The following is an 18038-nucleotide window of genomic DNA, read 5'->3' on the forward strand; positions in this document are numbered from 1 at the left end:
CGCTAAGCTGCGCTTAGTTTGTATTATGACTTCATGAGAGTATGAAGTGCAAGCACAGAGCGGCGAAGTTGCATCTAGCGTGAAGATTGGGGAGATTAAAAAACATTTCTTTCATCGCTGATTTGTGGAATAATCGAGACACCACGGGGCCGACCTGGTTTCGACGTGGGTAGCAAAGCAATGCAGGGCATACCGAGGACCCGTTACCTCGTTAATCAATGGGAAAAAAAGTAACTGCAAACGACAAAACGTTCGCTGTAGCCGCTTAATCCCGGCTCGCCTCGCACTCGCTCTCTGACGGGTTAGGGTCGCAAGACCGCGCGAGGTCATTTACGTCAGATCGTAGTAGATGATGTCACGGCGTCTACTATCAAATCTAGTGAATCGCTGTAGTAAAGCGTGTTCGTCCGCGTTGCTGTAGTTAAATTAAATGATTGACTAAGTATGTAGAACTGCTTGTAGAGTGCTTGCGGACGCGGGTTCGATTCCCGCCGGCTCCACCATAAAATTGTTTAAAATCAACGGGTTAAAAATATAAAATTTCCCGTTTTGGATGCTAGGGGTTTCATCTATGCCTAGCTTGAATAGGTGTGCAGCCGTAGCCCATTTTTTGGGGCTGTTTCGGCCCCAGATTAGAAATGGGGGAGCCCTACCTCAAAAGCGCGATTCACTTCATTGGGCCGTAGGACGTGTCGAGCTATTGGATAAGCGCATAAATCTGCTAACTGAATGCCTGCGATATTGTCATTTTTTGGGCGAAAGCTGATTGGGCAATTTAGTAAACGAAAATGTGCTGCGCGGTGGTAATACGTGCCTTTGGTCATCAAGTTATAAAAGCTTGCACGCAATGCATCGTCTTCTTGCTTTCCTCTTGCCTCAGCGATAACGGGCAGTGCGGTTTCATTATGCGTTTCCAGGAAATGTAAAACACGTTCAAAACTATATTCCAGTGCTACATCATATGGATTACACGCTTTATCTTCATAGCGCATTTATGCGCAAAGTAACGTAACTTGAAAGCAGCTATTTCCGGAATGATGTGCTTTACATAAGCTTCTCTTTCAACCACGACCATACACAACAAAAATATGGGCCATTGAGTATTAATTTTGATGAGAGAGTGTTTTGTTGCGTGAGATGACAGCTTGCTGTAGAGAGTAGTCAGAAAAGATGTCATTTTTGTTGTGTATGCCATCCTTGAAATATAGCAGAAGACTCAAAACCCAGCAGCGAAATTTTTAGAAATTCCAGCTTTTTGCCAGCATTTCTTCTTAAAGCCTTATGCATACAGAGTCGGACATGAATTTAATTTCCTCTGGCTCCACCTGTTATCTAAATTATCTTTAATACAGTCCTCTTAAAATAAACAAAAAAGCCTTTTAAAATAAGATTTTTACCTGGATTTCTCCCCCAAGCCCAATTCAAAATAGCACATCGATCCCAAGTGCTAGATATCTCTATAGGCCTTTTGAGAGGGTGGTACTTGCTGTCTACAAATAGACTCTAAATGAAAAACCGCGAAACTCGCTGAAAAAGACGGTAAACTACTTGATAGTGGTGGGTTTTTATTCCCGGTGGGCAGCTCATTTTATCAAGGAACTTTTTTGGGGCCGAGAAAATCAAATATTCTAAATTGTCTGTAATGGTATAGTATAAATATACTTGTAAATACCGGTAAAAAATTTTTCTATACAAAGCAATATAGTGCCATGGCTATAGAATCTGGGCGGCTAATATGGTACTGCAATCTCCAAATAAGACGAAAAGTTCGTCTGAAGTAATCGTATTGTCTTGCCTTGGAACAAGAAATAATGATGAAATTTATTTTTCTAACTATATTTATATTACTTTGCACGGCTATAGGTTGTGGTGGGGGTGATAGAGCTGGAATAGAGGCTGTCAATAACCTAGAGGAGAGCTTTCCTAAGCCTGTTCAAGAGCTTACTCAAGGTAATCATAATGCTAATGAAGGTCTGCATAGCCCCAGTATACTCAGCGCTAAAGACGGTATATGCGAATTAGATGACGGTGGCGCAGAGGTTGTGCAGAGTGTCCCTAATTCAGAATCTAGAATGATTAAAGAATTAATAAGGGGTATATTAGATAAAGCTAATCTAATTACTTTGAAAGCATGTATTTCAGAGGTGGGTTTATTAGGTGATTTGAATTTGGGCTTGGAGTATCTTAAGTTAGTTAAGGGCGATGTAAATATTGATTTATTAGAGTTCCAAGAAAAAATAGAGAGGTTGAAGAAAGCGATGCCAGTCGCTAGCGAAGGTGATCTGGAAATTTTATCAATTGGAATAAACAAAACAGCTTTTATTTTATTGAAGGCAAGAAATGAATTGGATTTTGATAAAATTAATTCTAAATTTCTATCAATTGAAATGCATGAAAAAATTGATGCTTTATGTGAAATGGTTGGTCAAATAGCCGGGGAAGTAAATAAACTAAAAATCATTGATGGTGAAGAGTTTGATCAGGTTGTTAATTCAATAAATATAATAATTTTTGAAATATTGATTGAAGTTCGTATGGTTATGTCTGAAATTTATGTTTTAAATATAAGGCCGTTAAATGATTCGAGTTTTGATTTAAAGCATATTGGGTTAGTTAAAGGTAAAGTGGGGGGGTATTTATTTTTTATCCGGGAAGGAATAAAAAATCTGAAGAGGGAAATATCAGTCGCTGGCAAAAATAATCCGGAAATTTTATCTGATTTGTTAGCTGGGGTAAACGGAATAATTTATTTTTTATTGGAGGTGAAAAATGAATCAGATCCTGATAAGGTTAATTGGAAATCTCCATCAATTGAGATGCATGAAAAAATTGCTGATTTATATGGGATGGCTAGTCAATTGGAAATAATTATTCAGGGGCTTTATTCTGAGTTCATAGATGAATTAATGGCCGAGGCTGAAGTTATTTTGTTTAAAATAAATTTTTTGAATTTATTGTTAGAAGTGAATCGGGAGCCTTTGCCAGGAAATATTGATTCATCAAAAAATGCTTTATTTTTAGAAATTAAAAATAAAGCCCATGGGTATATATTGAAATTCCAGGGGGAAATAGAGAAATTAAAGAAGGGGGGGTCAATTGCCGAGATAAATAATCTGGAATTTTTGTCAACCAAAATAAACGAAATAATTTCCATTTTATGGCAAGCGGAAAATGTATTGCATCCTGCTGAGGTTAATTTGGAATCTCCGCCAATCGAAATACATAAAAAAATTGAGGTCTTATATGAGGTAACTAATCGAATAGTAAAAAAGATTAATGCATTGAAAAGCATTAATCATTCTCATGATCAAGCTGAAGCGGAGCTTGCTAATAATCTAGAGATAACCTTCTATCAGTCTATTCAAAGGCTTGATCAAGATGATCATAATGCTAACTTAAGCCCTATAATGAAAAAAATAATGGATGTGGCTAAGCAAATTTCAGTGGAAATAATGGTTTTAGATGTAGTGCGAAGGGAATCTCCAAATTCTGATCAGAGGGGTATTGATTCTGTTATTAAGAAAATAAATATGAGTTTATTAGAGTTCCAGGGGAGCATGATGGAATTTAAGGAATATATACTAGTTTCCACTGAAAATAATATTGAGGTTTTATCAGTCGAAATAAATAAAGCAATTTCTATTTTGTGGAAAGCAAGAGATGCATTATATCCTGCTGAGGTTGATTCAGATTTTCTGCTCATCGGGATGCAAGAAAAAATTGATGCTTTATGTGAAGTAACCAATCAAATAATAAGAGAAATGAATGAATTGAAAAATATGACTCATTTTCATGATCAAGCTGGAACAGGACCGTCTCAAGAGTCAAGTACAGCAGATTTAGCCAATTCTTGAGCTATAGCTTGCTCAGGAGGGCGCTATCCAAGGGGAATGGGGAGCGGCAAAACAGCCTAGTACGCTGCATGATTCATCGTTGCTCTTCCTCAACATGATTTAACCCAATGCCATGATGCAATGCCTGCTAGCGTCATAATGAGAGACCCAGCAACATGAGCGCCAATTGCACTGATGGCCCACCCTAGGCGTCCTTGTTGCAGTAGCGTGACGACTTCGGCGGAGAAGGTTGAGAAAGTGGAAAGGCCACCACAGAAGCCGGTGATAATCAGTAACCGCCATTCAGGTGCAAGGTTAGGGGCTTGGGCGAAGTAGGCTAGCGCTATGCCAACGACATAGCCTGCGAGATAATTCGCTGAGAGCGTACCCAGAAGTAAGTTGGGGAGAATGCTATTCAGCTTAAGCCCGAGGCCCCAGCGCAGGAGTCCACCAAGCGTAGAGCCAAGGGCCAGCGCGACAACTGCTTTCCACATGGTTAGCGCGCGTTTGGGCGGGTTGAGTTCTGGCGGGTGGGTCCCAGGGCTGCGATTGCAATGCCCCCTGCCAACACTAAACCCGCTATAACGAATAATCCTGCTTGCAGGCTCCCGGTGACGTCTTTTAAGCGGCCAATCACGACCGGACTTAGAAAGCAGCCGGTTAACCCAATGACATCTAAAATGGCGATGCTGCCCGCCGCGAGTTTGCCTTTTAAATAATCTGAAGCCATAGCCCAGAACACTACCGAGACGGTGAATAAACTGGCCGTAGTCAGAGTGATGCTAATGAGCGCAATGATAAGATTATTGCTGGTTGTGGCACAAAGCCCGAGTGCGCTGATCAACATTAAAAGGGTTGTATGCCAGCGCCGCTCAAGATAACGGTCGGACGTGTAGCCAAGCACAACCATTGTAATGATCGAGACGGCATAAGGAATGGCTGAGAGGAGGCCAATTTGGGTCAAGCTGATTGAGCTGGCGGAACTGGCCTCCCTTAATAGGGTAGGCATCCAGAAGTTGATTGCATAAATTCCGGCGAGAAAACTTAAATAGCAAAGCGCCATAGCGTAAAAGCGTTTGTCTTTAAAAACGTGGTGCATCCGATGGTATGACGTCGGTATGACGTGGCGTTTTGCAAGGTCGGCATTGAGTAGGGTTTTTTCTTCGGCGGAGAGCCATTTGGCTTGGGCTGGGGTATCGTCTAAGTAAGCGATGATAATCAGTCCAAGCACGATGCACGGTAGGCCCTCGATCAGAAACATCCATTGCCATCCCTTTAAGATCCAGACGTTCGCCATATGCGTCATGAGCCAAGTAGAAAGCGGGCCAGCGGTAATGCCCGCAATTGCACCCGCGCACATGATAAAGGAAATGGCTCGCGCGGTACGGGCTTCTGAATACCAATAAGTAAGGTAAAAAATGACGCCAGGAAAGTACCCCGCCTCAAACACGCCAAGCAGAAAGCGCAACACATAAAAACTATAGGCGTCATGCACGAACAGCATGGCTACCGAAGTCAATCCCCATAGAATCATGATCCGGCTAAAAATTTTGCGGGCGCCTATTTTTAAAAGCAATAGATTACTGGGTATCTCAAATAACATCAGGCCAATAAATAAGATGCCCGCGGCTAAGCCATAGGCGGCCTCGCTAAGGCCAATATCTTGTTGCATGTGCAGTTTTGCAAATGCAATGTTGACCCGGTCCATGTAGGCAAAGATATAGCCTAAAGTCAATAATGATAGGATGCGCCAATTGATTTTATGGTAGATCGCTGCTAGCTGAGGCGATGGAGTAGCCGGAGTGGGGTTCATCTCTTTTGCTCCTTTATATGAGGCTTTTTTAATCTAGTGCGCGCGGGTTTTTCTATTTTTCTATCTAAAAACTTTTGTTTCAAAATGCGAGCTATAGGCGTTGCCGTTCAATATATAGGTTGTACCTGTCAGCGCGCAGCTAGTACGGCTTCGATCGCGCGCGCGATACGGATGATGCGTGCATCGCTATATGCAAAACCGCAAATCGATAGTCCGACCGGTAGTGTACCCGGTAATTGGCATGGTAGCGTGAGCGCGCAGCCATTCAAAATATTCGTGATGCGCGCATTGCGCAAGGCCAGTGCATTGGTTGAAGCAAATAAAGCATCGTCGTTGATAAGAGGCGCAAGGGGGGGCGCTGCAATCGCTGAGGTGGGCATGAGCCACGCATCCGCATCATATAAGCGCTGGCGGGCGTAGGCCTGTAAGCGTTTGTGTCCGGCCAGCACATCCAGGTAGTCGGCGGCCGTTTGAGTTGCGCCTTTACGAATGTTTGCGGCAATGCGAGGATCATACTGTGCGCTAGCGCGTTGTATGAGCGGTCGGTGCCAAGCCCAGGCTTCGGCTGCAACCAGACCGCCTTGCTGATTGATTGAGTTGAGTTCAAATAACTCAGGAAACGAAAAATGTACGATGTGCGCACCTGCTTGGCTTAATGTTTCGAGCGCTGCCTCAAAAGCTGAGCGTACCGTTCGGTCTAGATCTGCGCCTACGTAATCGTGCGTGACATAAAGGCGCAAGCCTTTAATATTAGCTGCGCTGGTTTCAATCGAAGAGGGAGATTGGCCGGCTAGTACAGCATCGAAAATGGCGCAGCAATCTACCGAAGGGGCGAGCGGCCCAGCCGAGTCAAGCGATGCTGAAAGGGGGATCGCGCCGGTTAGAGGAACGCGCTTGGCGGTTGGTTTAAAGCCTGTCAAGCCGCAGAAGGCTGCAGGAACTCGAATTGAGCCGCCGGTATCTGTGCCAAGTGCGGCAATGGCCATTTCACCCGCTACCGAAACGGCGGCACCGGCGCTCGATCCTCCCGCCACACGGCTAGGGTCTAGCGGCGTGCAGGGATTGCCGTAATGTGGATTGAGGCCGAGTCCGGAATAAGCAAATTCACTCATATTCGTGCGGCCTAGCAGAATCGCGCCTGCCGCTCGTAGACGAGCGACGGCCGGCGCATCGGTGACTGCTGGCGGCGCATCTGCTAATACGCGCGAACCGGCGCGGGTCACTTGCCCCGCCATATCAAACAAATCTTTAATCGAAACGGGCAGCCCCGCCAAGGGTGAAGGTGCATAGCCAGCGGCCCGCGTGGCGTCGGAGGCGTGCGCGGCGGCTAAGGCCTGTTGTGCGTCAATGCTGATCCAGGCGCAGCCGCCTGCGCGCCGGTGGGCGTCGATGCGCGTGAGCGCTTCTTCGATCAGGCGTACGCTCGTCATCTGCTGGTTTTGTAAGGCAAGCGCCAGATCCCGAATGGTCTTCATGTGTGCACTTTGACCGTATTTAAAGTAATTCAATCTCAGGTAAATTAACCAGGCTGGTTTCGCGCATGATCGACACAAATTCACGCATATAGGGCTGCGTAGAGAGTGTTGGCGACGCTGCTGCGTAAAGTTCCCCAGCAAGGAGTGCGCCATGCTGTGCGACGATGGGTCGTGCGCTAACATAGCGTTTTTCAAGATAAGCTGCCACCGCCCACCAGGGTAGCGCAGCAATGCCACGGCGGCTAGCAACCAGTTGCAAGATAGCAACGGTCAATTCCGAAGTGCGTCGTTTAGGCGCAATGCCGGCAGGTTTGAGAACTTGCCTGATGATATCAAGCATATCGTCTGGCACGGGGTAGCTGATTAACGTTTCATGCCGAAAATCATCGGCTTCAAGCACATTGCGTTCAGTCAGAGGGTGGTGGTTGGCGAGCAAACCCACAATCTGAAAACGGAACAGAGGTGAATAATGCACAGCCTCAGCCGGGTCTGCTTCGGCCACAATGGCGAGATCTGCGCGATCTTGGTGCAGTAGGCCAATCGGGTCAGTATGAAAGCCGGACACAATATCTAGCTCAACTTCGGGCCAGTGCTGCCTGAATCTATCCATGGCTGGCATGAGCCAATCGAAACAGGTGTGGCATTCAACCGCGATCCGTAAGCTGCCACTGCTCCCGGCCGCGAGACGTGTGAGATCCCGATGCGCTTCCTCAACCGCGGGCACAATGGTCTCAGCCAGTTTGAGCAGGCGCTTGCCTGCTGCGGTAAAGGTCAGAGGCGATGATTTGCGAATAAAGAGAGGCGCCTCGAAATGGCTCTCGAGCGCTTTAAGTTGGTGCGAGAGGGCGGATTGAGTTAAATAAAGCCACTGTGCAGCGCGCGATAGATTGCCCGTATCGCGTAATGCGAGCAGGGTTTGTAGATGGCGAAATTCAAGCTGGGTGCGGATCATAGCGGAATTTTATATGAAATAAATTAAAGTTAATTATTAAAAAATTTCGTTTTATTAATAGATCGAGATGGTTGACAATCTTCACTATATTCAAGGCTGTGGCAAAACGCTTAAGCGGGCGCCAGGCGGGGAAAATCGGCGAATAAAAATCTGTCTTTGCGATCAATAAAGATTTTAGGCGTCATCTGGTGAGCATGCGGAAGTTTTGTGGCGGCTTTTAATCTGCCCTAGGAGAATTTCATGTCAGTTGCTCATATTTTAGGCTTTCCCCGCATTGGCGCGCGCCGTGAATGGAAATTTGCGTTAGAAGCTTTTTGGCGGAGCGCACAGACTTCGGAAGACGCGGCTGCCTTGAATCAGGTTGCGCACACGCTGCGTGCTCGGCATTGGGCCTTGCAGCGTGATGCTGGTCTGGATTATGTGACGGTGGGTGATTTTGCTGGGTATGATCACGTGCTAGACACACTGGCGCATGTGGGGGCTTTGCCGGCGCGCTTTGGGTTTGATGCGCAGTCCCTTACATTAGCGCAATATTTTCAGATGGCACGCGGCCATGCTGGGCAGCCGGCGATGGAAATGACTAAATGGTTTGATACTAATTATCACTACATCGTACCGGAATATACGCCTGATACGCATTTTGGGGCGGGTACGGAAGGGTTGTTTGACGCACTGACTGAAGCCCAGACGGCGGGTCACCGTGCTAAGCCGGTGTTGTTGGGTCCATTGACGCTATTATGGCTTGGTAAGGAGCGAGATGGGCTACAAGATCGGCTAACTTTGCTACCGCGTTTGTTGCCGGTGTATTGTCAATTACTGGCTAGGCTACGCGCAGCGGGAGCAGCCTGGGTGCAGCTGGATGAGCCGATTTTTGCATTAGATTTACCTCCTGCGTGGCGCGCTGTGGCGCACTCAACTTATGCGCAACTGGCACAGGTTGCGCCGCAACTGCTGCTGACGACATATTTTGGTGCGGTTACAGAACATATGGCGTTGCTAAAGGCGCTTCCGGTGGCAGGTTTGCATTTGGATCTGGCGCGTGCGCCAAATCAACTTGAAGCGTTTTTAGAAGACTGGCCAGCAGATAAAATTCTGTCTGCCGGCATGGTCGATGGCCGCAACATTTGGCGGCATGATCTGGACTCGTCTTTGAACCACCTAAAAGAAGCCCACGCTAGATTAGGTGATCGTTTATGGGTGGCGTCAAGCTGCTCTCTGTTGCATGTGCCGGTCGATTTGCAGAGTGAATTAGAAAATACTCGGTCTGCGTCCACCGTGCTGGATCCTGAATTACGCAGTTGGCTTGCGTTTGCAACGCAAAAACTAGATGAGATTGTGGCTTTGCGCCGCGCTCTGGTTGCGGGCCGGCAAAATGTGTCTAAGGTATTTGATGCCGCCACCCAAGCTTGTTCAGCGCGCCGTACTTCCACGCGCATTCATCATGCATTTGTTGCGCAGCGTCTGGCTGAATTGACTGAAAGCGATGCACAGCGCAATGCGCCCTATGAGCAACGCGCATTGTTGCAACGCGAGCGCTTTAAGTTGCCACGATTGCCCACGACCACGATTGGTTCGTTTCCACAGACGCTTGAAATTCGGCAAGCGCGAGCGGATTTTAAACAAGGTCGAATCGGCCATTTAGACTATTTAGAAGCGATGCGCGCGCATATTCGAGATGCGCTCACGCGGCAAAACGAATATGGTCTAGATGTGCTAGTGCACGGTGAAGCGGAACGCAATGATATGGTTGAATATTTTGGCGAACTGCTAGCCGGATTTGCGATTACTGCCCATGGTTGGGTGCAAAGCTATGGCTCGCGTTGCGTGAAACCGCCGCTGATTTATGGTGATGTATATGCTCCTGAGCCGATGACTGTAGGGTGGACCACCTATGCACAGCAGCAAACGGATAAGCCGGTTAAAGGGATGTTGACCGGGCCGGTGACGATGTTGCAATGGGCGTTTGTGCGAGATGACCAGCCCCGAGCAACGACCGCTTTACAGATTGCATTGGCTCTGCGCGATGAAGTCTGTGCGCTCGAAGAAGCGGGAATTGGCATGATTCAAATTGATGAACCCGCATTGCGCGAAGGGCTGCCGTTAAAAGTGGGTGACCACGCCGCCTATCTTGCCTGGGCGATCAGGGCCTTTAAGCTAGCCTCTAGCGGTGTCGCTAATCACACGCAAATCCATACCCATATGTGTTATTCCGAATTTAGCGATATTTTGCCGGCAATTGCTGCGTTGGATGCAGATGTATTGTCGATTGAGACCACTCGTTCAAATATGGAGTTATTAACCTCGTTTGCAGATTTTGCTTATCCGAATGAGATCGGACCAGGTGTTTATGATATTCATTCGCCGCGTGTGCCTACGACTGAGGAAATGGCGGGGTTAATTCAGCTCGCGCTTGAGCATATTCCTGCTGACCGCTTATGGGTGAATCCGGATTGTGGGTTGAAAACGCGTGATTGGGCGCAGGTGGATGAGGCTTTAACGCGCATGGTGAAGGCCGCGCAGCAGGTGCGCGGCGTTTTGGCGCGCGCGGCATAGATGGACTGATGAGCCAATCATTGATTGGCTCATTACATAAAAAATAATTGCTTTTTCTTAGAAAAAAAGCAATTATTGTTTCATGTCTAGACGATCTACCGACTCTTCCATGCTTCCCGCACCGGTTGCACGCAGCCTGAGTGAATTGGGCCAAAATTTGCGTGTTGCGCGCAAACGTCGTAAAGAGACGCTGGCTTCGTTTGCAGAGAGAATGCAGGTGTCAATCCCGACTTTACGCAAAATGGAGCAAGGCGACCCAAGCGTTTCTATCGCAATTTATGCAATGGCGCTGTGGCTCATTGGGCGGCTTGCCTTTCTGAGCGAAATTGCTGATCCATTTAATGATGAAACAGCTTTATTGCTCGAGTTACGTAGATTAGACCCTAAAGCTAGGTGAAATACGCGATGAATCATCGACTCTTTGTTTGGGTATACGCTGCGGGCGCAAGGACTCCCATACCGTGCGGTGAACTGGAATTGCTGGGTGGCCGGCGTTGTTTGTTTCAGTATCTGCCTGCTTATTTAGTTAGACCGAATGCGTTTGCGCTGGCTCCTGATTTGCCATTACGGCGGGGTTGGCTAGAGCCTTCTGCGGGGCAGGATTTGCATCCAATTTTTGAGGACGCGGGTCCAGATCGTTGGGGGCGCCAAATTATTGAAAAAATTTTTCAGCCGCAACGGCGCTCACCGATAGATTATCTGGCGCTTGCTGGCGAGGACCGGATTGGTGCGCTTGGTTTTTCGCATTCAGGAGAGGTTGATCAAGTTGACGCGCAGCAGGTTTGGGGGGGTGCCGATCTGGCGGATTTATTACAAGCTGCACATGCTGTTGAGTGCCAGTTACCGCTGAGTGCCCATTTACGCCTGCTCTTGCAGCCTGGCGCAAGTGCCGGGGGCGCTCGTCCTAAAGCCATATTGCAAGAAGGAGGGCGCAAGTGGTTAGCTAAATTTCCGGCCAATGGAGATGAATGCGATGTGTGCGCGCTGGAATATGCCACTTTGCAGTTAGCCGCTGACTGCGGGATTGTGGTACCCGTGGCAAAACTCATTTCCGTTAATGGCAAGAACGTTTTATTAGTGGAGCGTTTTGACCGGGCTGGCGATGGGAGTCGCTATCACTTTGCGAGTGCGCGTACTTTGCTATTCGCGCAAGGGATTAAAGAAGGACAAATGGCGTATGCCGATATAGCTGAAGTAGCACGTCGGTTTTCAGCTCGCCCGCAAGCGGATTGTTTGCAGATTTTTCTTAGGATGGCTTTTAATGTGTTCATGGACAACACGGATGACCACGAAAAAAATCATGCTTTTTTGTACCGGGATGGACATTGGTCGCTTGCGCCAGCGTATGATCTTCAGCCTCAGCTGCAAGGCGTGAGGTATCAACAGTTAATCGTTGGCGCAGGCAGCCATGAACCTACATTTTCTAATTTGATGGCGGATTGTGGCCGCTTTATGCTCACGCCAGCTGAAGCCAGCGCGGCGCTTAAACAGTTAGCCGCTAAGTTAGAGCGCTGGCCACAAGTCTTTGCTCGATGTCATGTACCGGAAAACGAGATTGAGCTGTGCCGGCGTTTCATTCCTTTGGAGCAGATAGCAGCGCTTTGTGAATGATTTCGCGCACGTCTTTTGATTGTGCCGAAGCGAGCACTGTTGTAAGCGCCCTATGCATTTTCTCACGTAGGGGCGGGACAAATTTACGCCAGCGCTCAAGTAGGCGTGCAAGTCGTGCCGCAAGTTGCGGGTTAAGGGTATCTAGCGCAAGCACTTGTTCAGCCCAGAGTGTATAGCCTGCGCCGTGTGGCGCATGAAATTGCGCGGGGTTGCCGCTGATGAAGCTAAAAATCAGCGCGCGGACCCGGTTCGGGTTTTTTGATGTGAATGCAGGGTGGTGTAGCAAAGTACGCACTACATGGATGACATCCATTTCGGCGCGAGTTTGCTTTGCTTGGAAGGCAAACCACTTATCAATCGCCAGCGGCTCGTTTTCAAAACGTTGATAAAAATCAGTAAGCGCTGCCTGCGCAGGTTTGCCGCCTAGGTGGATGAGAGCGCTGAGCGCAGCGCTCCGATCGCTCATATTATTGGCCGTAGCATACTGCATTTGCGCTAGATGGAGCGTGCGCTCGGTATGCTCGCTGTCAGTTAAATAACTCAACGCTAAGTTTTTTAAAGCGCGCTGTCCTATTGCTGCAGGGGTTGGCTGGTAGGGGCCGGGTGTTTGGTGCTGCGCATAAATGGCAAACCAGTCGTCACTCAGGGCGTTGGCGAGCTGGATGCGCAAATTTTGTCGTGCTGTATGAACTGCCGCCGGATTGGCTTCCTCCATTTGCTCAGCTAAGTAGGCTTCAGTCGGTAGAGTGAGCACTTGGGCTCGAAAAGCCGGTGTCAAGGTTGGGTTACGCAATACGCAGCCAAAAGCTTCGATAAGTGATGGGTTTGCCTCATGCACTTTGAGCTGAATAGCCTCAGTTTGGCGAGCATGCGCCAGCAAGATGCGGGTTGCAAGCTGTTGGCCAGCCGCCCAGCGGTTAAACGGATCGCTGTCATGCGCCAGTAAAAAAATCAGCTCATCATCCGTGTAATCATATTCGACCATAACGGGCGCAGAGAAATCGCGCAGCAGTGATGGCACAGGACGGCGGCGCACATTGATAAAGCAAAATGTTTGCGCAGCCTTGCTCAATTCAAGTATGCGCGTTTCAGCGCCTGGCGTGTTTTCGTTATCAAGTTGTAAGGCAAGATCTTGCCCATTTGTATCCACTAGCCCAAGCGCGAATGGAATCAGGAGTGGCGCGCAGTCTACTTGAGGCGCATTCAGCACGGGTTTATAGTACTGGGCGAGCGTAACTGCATAAGTTTGAGCCGCTTCATCATAGTGGGTCTGCACGGAAACATAAGGCGTGCCAGGCTGACTATACCAACCTTCAAATTGCGTTAGGTCGCGCTGATTAGCGTCGGCCATTGCTTGGCGAAAATCATCACAGGTTACGGCTTGCCCATCATGGCGCTGAAAGTACAAATCCATGCCTTGACGAAAACCCTCGCGCCCGAGAAGCGTTTGATACATACGGACAACTTCGGCCCCTTTCTCATAGACTGTAGTGGTATAAAAATTATTAATCTCAACGTAACTTTCTGGACGCACTGGGTGCGCCATGGGGCCTGCATCCTCAGTAAATTGCGTCTGCTGCAGAATACGTACGTTCTCGATCCGCTGATTGGCGCGCGCGGCGCTGGCATTGACTGCGTCGGCTGCTGCCATATCCGCGGAGAACTCTTGATCGCGAAATACTGTGAGGCCTTCTTTTAAACTGAGTTGGAACCAATCGCGGCAAGTTACACGGTTACCTGTCCAATTATGGAAATATTCGTGGCCCACGACCGCCTCGATATTGGCGTAATCTATATCCGTTGCTGTTTGCGGGTTCGCCAATACATATTGAGTATTAAAAATATTCAGCCCTTTGTTTTCCATTGCTCCCATATTGAAGTCGCTCACCGCAACCAGCATAAATCGTTCAAGATCCAGCTCAAGGCCAAAGCGCGCTTCGTCCCATTGAATTGCATGTATGAGGGAATCCATGGCATGGCGAGTTTTATCAAGATCATGCGCTGCGACCCAGACTTGCAGCAGTTTTTGAGCGCCTGAGCGGGTTACGATGCGCTCTTCAAGCGCCACTAATTGAGCGGCCACGAGCGCGAATAAATAGCTCGGTTTAGCAAACGGATCATGCCATTTTGCATAATGTTTGCCGTTAGCCAGGTCACCCGCCTCAACTAAATTGCCATTGGATAACAAGATAGGATAAGCGGTTTTATTGGCGCGCAAAGTGACGGTATAACGCGCCATGACATCTGGGCGGTCAAGAAAATAAGTGATTTTCCGGAACCCTTGTGCCTCGCATTGAGTAAAGAAATGGCTGTTTGATAGATATAAGCCCATCAGTGATGTATTGCTGGCAGGCTTGCAAGTATTGATGATGGTGAGCTCAAAGGCATCAGGAACCTCGTAAAGGGTGAGCCCAGTTTCATCTATTTGCACATTTTTATAAGGCATGCCATCCACATGAAGACTGATGAGTTGCAGCGCCTCGCCGTCCAATTGTAATTTAGGGCTGTAGTTAGCCTCTGGATTGCGGCGCACTTGCATTGTGTTGATAACGGTTGTGCACTGAGGCTCTAGTTCAAAATCTAATTCGATCGCGTCGATCAAAAAAGGGGGGGCGGTGTAGTCAGCGCGATAAATCGTATGTGCAGCGGCGAGGTTTGGCATGGTTATGAAGTGAGCTCAGCAAAAAGTGTGTGGTTCATGATTGTACAAAAGCCTGGCGCTTGGATACACCATAAATCGATGGGGCGGCTCTGTTTATCTAGGTTGGATTAAGTTTTAACGTCTACACATAAACCGAGAATGAGATGAAGACCTTATCTATGCCGCATGATGTGCTCTTTAAACTTTTTTTGATGGACGTTGAGATGGCCCAAGAGTTTTTGCAAATACATTTGCCTAACTCTTTGCAACAACAGTTTGATTTTAAGACCTTGACTTGTCTTCCCGCTGAGTCTTTTAGAGTGTTTCCGAGATCGTGGATCTTATGCAAGAAATATTTGCATTAATTAAGCCAGTTCAACGGATTTCATTATCGGCGCTGCCAGATGATATTTTGCTTACACATAAGCGTTGTGCTGTCTTGGAACGGGTGCAGAAACACATTCATAGCTGGGACTTGGCGCAACTAGCACCTAAGGTATTTGAGCTTTTTGAGCGGTACCCGTTAGCCATTGAAAAGAGGATATTTTTGCTATATTATCTAGCAAAATAAGGTCGAGGATTGGATAAGGATTTTGTCCAATTTATGCTTAACATAGCACCACACTATCAGGAAGATATTATGTCTGCTGCACAATATTTAATTGAAGAAGGACGGCAAAAAGGTTTGCCAGAAGGCGAGCAAAAAGGTGAGCGCCAAATGGCGCTTACGATTGCTAAAAATATGTCGGAAGCGGGTGTTGCCCTAAACTTTATCAAGCAAGTGACTCAGCTTTCCGATGAGAAAATCGCAACCTTAGAATTAAAGTAATCAAGTTGCTAGAGTTTCTGTTTGCGCTTTTTAATTTGCTGCGGCAGGCAATTGAATTGCTCCTGCATCTTTGCAAATTAATTGCGATACTGTGATCATCTGTTTGCATTGGAGTGCGAGCAGTTTTAATTCTTGCGCGATTTCATTCGGCTCAGTATCCGCTTGCTCGGCTGTAATAACCATCGCATCCAATTTGCGCGTTAGCTCTTTTTTAATCTGCGCAAAATCGCTTTCTACCTGAGTGTCTGTTTCTGCTTGTGTTAGGTTTTCGCGAATGGCGCTAAGGGCATGAATGAGTGCAGGTTTATCTGCCGCGCTGTCTGCCGCTAACATAGGTGTTGCTGCGGTCATTTGTGACGTAAGGGTATGACTTTGGATCAATAAGTCATTTAATTCGGCGACGAATTTTTGTTGGGCTTTGGGTTCTAACATCATGCGAGAAAACGCATTCCCTAGATTGGCAAAGGCGATCTGAGTATTTTTACGCGCTAAGCGGCAGTGGAAGTCATGGCTGATGGCGGGTAAAGTGCTCGCCGCTACAGCTTTTCCAGCCGCCGCGCAGATGGCGTCGAAATATTGCCGCATTGAAGCAATCATCTCTTTGACGAGTGGTTTCATAACACGATATTCCCAGTAGGGGAAAAGGTGGCTTACGCCAAGTGCAATCGCGCCGCCAATGGCTGTGTCGAGCGCGCGTTCGCCAATCAGCCGCATGCCTTCGGGTGCAAGTAGATGGTATAGAATTAAAACATAAGAAGAGGTAAAAACTACGCTTGCGGTATAGTTAAAAAGCAGCAAGCTATAGCTCATAACCATGCATGCGAACATCACAAGGATGAGCGTGACGGGGGATTTGACTAACAAAATCAAAGCCACGCTCGCTGCGCAGCCAATCGTTGTGCCTATCAACCGTTGCATATTGCGTTGTTTGGTAAGAGAAAACCCCGGTTTCAAAATAATCACAATGGTTAGACAGATCCAATAAGCATTGGTCAGCGGTAATAGCTGGCCGATCCATAGCCCGAGTGCAACCGCAATACTCACGCGTAGCGCATGTCTGAAGCTGGGGGAGGCGATTTTAAAATTTGAAAAGATTTGTCGAAGCGGAACATGCTGGCGCTGCAAGAAATGCTGTAAAGCTTTATCAAGTTGTAATTCAGTTGTGGGCTGAGGTGTATCGCTGCGCGTATTACGATGCATTTTATTGAGCAACCGTGAGACGCTCCAGACGCGCCGAAAAGCCGCAACCAGCATGGCATATGCTTCCGGCTCTTGCTCGGGAAAAGCTTTTTTGCGTTTAACCTCAATTTCAAACTCAAGGGCGCGCAGTTCTGTTTTGAGCGTGACAAGTTGCTGTGAAGCGCTGTTTTGTAAGACGGCAAGTCCAATATTGTCCAGATCGCGGGCGCTTTTGCGTAGAAAATCGTGGAAAAAAATCAGTACATCTGACTCGGCAAACACCGTGCGCATTAAGGTGTAATCCACATGTGCGGCAACCACGGTTTCGTGCAAATCAACAATATTGATAAAAAGATTAAAAAGCACCGTGCGTCGTACATCGAGATGCCCAGCGCGCAGGACAGGCAGATTGCGCAGCACAATGCCGCGCGCGACGTCATGTTTATCGATGGCGGTGATTTGTTTAAGGATGAGTTGCCGATGGCACTCGTCAAGATCATTCTCTAATTTATAGAAATCTGCGCGGGCACGTAAATATTCAGCGGTCGCAAACATGCTTTCGGCAATCGCTTGCTGTTCAATGCGCTCTGCTTGCCAGCGGCTCACTAAGGTACTCCAATAGGTGTACCAAAGTCCGCCAAGCAGTAACCAAGCGGCATTAATCAGGGCCTCTAGGACGGTGAAATGATTGCCAAGGGTGGCAATCATCATGAAGAGCGTCGCAAAACTGATTTGTAGCCATTTATCTCCGTAAACCACTAACATGGATAGCGCAAAGCTTAACGGTGCAACGGTGACCCATAGCGGTAGTGGGGCGCTGGTGGCGATGCCAGTAGCGAAGGCCGCTAAAAAACCAATCAACGAGCAGGCCAGCATATCGTTATGTTTATGCTTAAGCGGCCCGGGTTTATCTACAGCGCACACGCCCAGTGCACCTGTTGCGATTGTAAAACCCAAGGTACGATCGTGAAACAGCGCAAGCATTAACACCGCTGGCAACGAAACGCCGAATGCGATGCGTAGCCCTCCATAAAAATATTGGCTATATAAAAACTTTTTAATTTGTATTGAGTAGCGCATGGGAGATAAAAAAGCAGACCCGCTTCCATAAGGCAGTGGATGAGAGTCTAGCGTATTTTTGTGAAAATGGTA

The 18038-nt window shown here is 47.7% G+C and carries 14 protein-coding genes and 1 other RNA gene; 8 read left to right on the top strand and 7 right to left on the bottom strand.

From position 1 onward, the window contains the following. Nucleotides 1–145: 145 nt before the first annotated feature. Nucleotides 146–503, top strand: a transfer-messenger RNA (tmRNA) gene (gene ssrA / locus MPB2EB_RS03170). Nucleotides 504–632: 129 nt separating this feature from the next. Here the strand turns inward: ssrA and MPB2EB_RS03175 are convergent. Beyond that, a complete protein-coding gene (locus tag MPB2EB_RS03175) occupies nucleotides 633–992 on the bottom strand; it encodes a DUF3800 domain-containing protein (RefSeq protein ID WP_185182410.1) in 360 nt (119 codons plus the stop codon). Between the two features lie 819 nt (nucleotides 993–1811). On the opposite strand from MPB2EB_RS03175, the gene MPB2EB_RS03180 reads away from it, so the two are divergent. Beyond that, nucleotides 1812–3854 (top strand): hypothetical protein, encoded by a 2043-nt coding sequence (locus MPB2EB_RS03180; RefSeq protein WP_185182411.1) that lies wholly within the window; start codon nucleotides 1812–1814, stop codon nucleotides 3852–3854. A gap of 89 nt (nucleotides 3855–3943) precedes the next feature. On the opposite strand, the gene crcB is transcribed toward MPB2EB_RS03180, so the two are convergent. From crcB to MPB2EB_RS03200, 4 genes are all read right to left on the bottom strand, one after another. Continuing rightward, nucleotides 3944–4327 (bottom strand): fluoride efflux transporter CrcB, encoded by a 384-nt coding sequence (crcB, locus tag MPB2EB_RS03185; RefSeq protein ID WP_185182412.1) that lies wholly within the window; start codon nucleotides 4325–4327, stop codon nucleotides 3944–3946. A 2-nt stretch (nucleotides 4328–4329) separates the two neighbouring features. After that, complete coding sequence (locus MPB2EB_RS03190) at nucleotides 4330–5646, bottom strand: MFS transporter (protein ID WP_185182413.1); 1317 nt, start codon at nucleotides 5644–5646, stop codon at nucleotides 4330–4332. 128 nt (nucleotides 5647–5774) lie between these two features. After that, nucleotides 5775–7121 (bottom strand): amidase, encoded by a 1347-nt coding sequence (locus tag MPB2EB_RS03195; protein ID WP_185182414.1) that lies wholly within the window; start codon nucleotides 7119–7121, stop codon nucleotides 5775–5777. Between the two features lie 19 nt (nucleotides 7122–7140). Further along, nucleotides 7141–8073 carry a LysR family transcriptional regulator gene (locus tag MPB2EB_RS03200; protein WP_185182415.1) on the bottom strand — a complete coding sequence of 311 codons (933 nt, stop codon included), beginning with the start codon at nucleotides 8071–8073 and terminating at the stop codon, nucleotides 7141–7143. A gap of 240 nt (nucleotides 8074–8313) precedes the next feature. On the opposite strand from MPB2EB_RS03200, the gene metE reads away from it, so the two are divergent. The 3 genes from metE to MPB2EB_RS03215 all read left to right on the top strand — a co-directional run bounded on the left by metE (nucleotide 8314) and on the right by MPB2EB_RS03215 (nucleotide 12237). Then, nucleotides 8314–10626, top strand: coding sequence for a 5-methyltetrahydropteroyltriglutamate--homocysteine S-methyltransferase (gene metE, locus MPB2EB_RS03205; RefSeq protein ID WP_185182416.1), 2313 nt, complete (start codon nucleotides 8314–8316; stop codon nucleotides 10624–10626). A 109-nt stretch (nucleotides 10627–10735) separates the two neighbouring features. Next, nucleotides 10736–11023, top strand: coding sequence for a helix-turn-helix domain-containing protein (locus MPB2EB_RS03210; RefSeq protein WP_185182417.1), 288 nt, complete (start codon nucleotides 10736–10738; stop codon nucleotides 11021–11023). An 8-nt stretch (nucleotides 11024–11031) separates the two neighbouring features. Beyond that, nucleotides 11032–12237 (top strand): type II toxin-antitoxin system HipA family toxin, encoded by a 1206-nt coding sequence (locus MPB2EB_RS03215; protein WP_185182418.1) that lies wholly within the window; start codon nucleotides 11032–11034, stop codon nucleotides 12235–12237. On the opposite strand, the gene pepN is transcribed toward MPB2EB_RS03215, so the two are convergent. Further along, complete coding sequence (gene pepN, locus MPB2EB_RS03220; RefSeq protein WP_185182419.1) at nucleotides 12200–14899, bottom strand: aminopeptidase N; 2700 nt, start codon at nucleotides 14897–14899, stop codon at nucleotides 12200–12202. The two genes, MPB2EB_RS03215 and pepN, sit on opposite strands and share 38 nt — an antisense overlap. A gap of 158 nt (nucleotides 14900–15057) precedes the next feature. Between pepN and MPB2EB_RS08610 the strand changes: the two genes are divergently transcribed. Genes MPB2EB_RS08610 through MPB2EB_RS03235 form a run of 3 tightly spaced genes read left to right on the top strand, consistent with a single transcriptional unit; the run spans nucleotide 15058 to nucleotide 15707 of the window. Continuing rightward, nucleotides 15058–15243 carry an Rpn family recombination-promoting nuclease/putative transposase gene (locus MPB2EB_RS08610; protein WP_370576625.1) on the top strand — a complete coding sequence of 62 codons (186 nt, stop codon included), beginning with the start codon at nucleotides 15058–15060 and terminating at the stop codon, nucleotides 15241–15243. Beyond that, nucleotides 15222–15449, top strand: coding sequence for an Rpn family recombination-promoting nuclease/putative transposase (locus tag MPB2EB_RS03230; RefSeq protein ID WP_185182421.1), 228 nt, complete (start codon nucleotides 15222–15224; stop codon nucleotides 15447–15449). Before MPB2EB_RS08610 ends, MPB2EB_RS03230 begins: the two co-directional genes overlap by 22 nt. A 9-nt stretch (nucleotides 15450–15458) precedes the next feature. Next, complete coding sequence (locus MPB2EB_RS03235) at nucleotides 15459–15707, top strand: Rpn family recombination-promoting nuclease/putative transposase (protein ID WP_185182422.1); 249 nt, start codon at nucleotides 15459–15461, stop codon at nucleotides 15705–15707. A gap of 30 nt (nucleotides 15708–15737) precedes the next feature. Here MPB2EB_RS03235 and MPB2EB_RS03240 read toward each other — a convergent pair whose 3' ends face one another. Further along, nucleotides 15738–17966 (bottom strand): FUSC family membrane protein, encoded by a 2229-nt coding sequence (locus tag MPB2EB_RS03240; RefSeq protein WP_185182423.1) that lies wholly within the window; start codon nucleotides 17964–17966, stop codon nucleotides 15738–15740. Between the last annotated feature and the right edge of the window lie 72 nt (nucleotides 17967–18038).

Origin of the sequence: Mycoavidus sp. B2-EB (assembly GCF_014218255.1) — a bacterium.
Classification (GTDB): Bacteria; Pseudomonadota; Gammaproteobacteria; order Burkholderiales; family Burkholderiaceae; genus Mycoavidus.

What these genes read in the sequence shown, in the direction of transcription:
- MPB2EB_RS03215 (WP_185182418.1), top strand. Translation starts at nt 11,032, where the DNA reads ATGAATCATCGACTCTTTGTTTGGGTATACGCTGCGGGCGCAAGGACT.
- metE (WP_185182416.1), top strand. Translation starts at nt 8,314, where the DNA reads ATGTCAGTTGCTCATATTTTAGGCTTTCCCCGCATTGGCGCGCGCCGT.
- MPB2EB_RS03210 (WP_185182417.1), top strand. Translation starts at nt 10,736, where the DNA reads ATGCTTCCCGCACCGGTTGCACGCAGCCTGAGTGAATTGGGCCAAAAT.
- MPB2EB_RS08610 (WP_370576625.1), top strand. Translation starts at nt 15,058, where the DNA reads ATGCCGCATGATGTGCTCTTTAAACTTTTTTTGATGGACGTTGAGATG.
- MPB2EB_RS03230 (WP_185182421.1), top strand. Translation starts at nt 15,222, where the DNA reads ATGCAAGAAATATTTGCATTAATTAAGCCAGTTCAACGGATTTCATTA.
- crcB (WP_185182412.1), bottom strand. Translation starts at nt 4,327, where the DNA reads ATGTGGAAAGCAGTTGTCGCGCTGGCCCTTGGCTCTACGCTTGGTGGA.
- MPB2EB_RS03195 (WP_185182414.1), bottom strand. Translation starts at nt 7,121, where the DNA reads ATGAAGACCATTCGGGATCTGGCGCTTGCCTTACAAAACCAGCAGATG.
- pepN (WP_185182419.1), bottom strand. Translation starts at nt 14,899, where the DNA reads ATGCCAAACCTCGCCGCTGCACATACGATTTATCGCGCTGACTACACC.
- MPB2EB_RS03180 (WP_185182411.1), top strand. Translation starts at nt 1,812, where the DNA reads ATGATGAAATTTATTTTTCTAACTATATTTATATTACTTTGCACGGCT.
- MPB2EB_RS03240 (WP_185182423.1), bottom strand. Translation starts at nt 17,966, where the DNA reads ATGCGCTACTCAATACAAATTAAAAAGTTTTTATATAGCCAATATTTT.
- MPB2EB_RS03200 (WP_185182415.1), bottom strand. Translation starts at nt 8,073, where the DNA reads ATGATCCGCACCCAGCTTGAATTTCGCCATCTACAAACCCTGCTCGCA.
- MPB2EB_RS03175 (WP_185182410.1), bottom strand. Translation starts at nt 992, where the DNA reads ATGCGCTATGAAGATAAAGCGTGTAATCCATATGATGTAGCACTGGAA.
- MPB2EB_RS03190 (WP_185182413.1), bottom strand. Translation starts at nt 5,646, where the DNA reads ATGAACCCCACTCCGGCTACTCCATCGCCTCAGCTAGCAGCGATCTAC.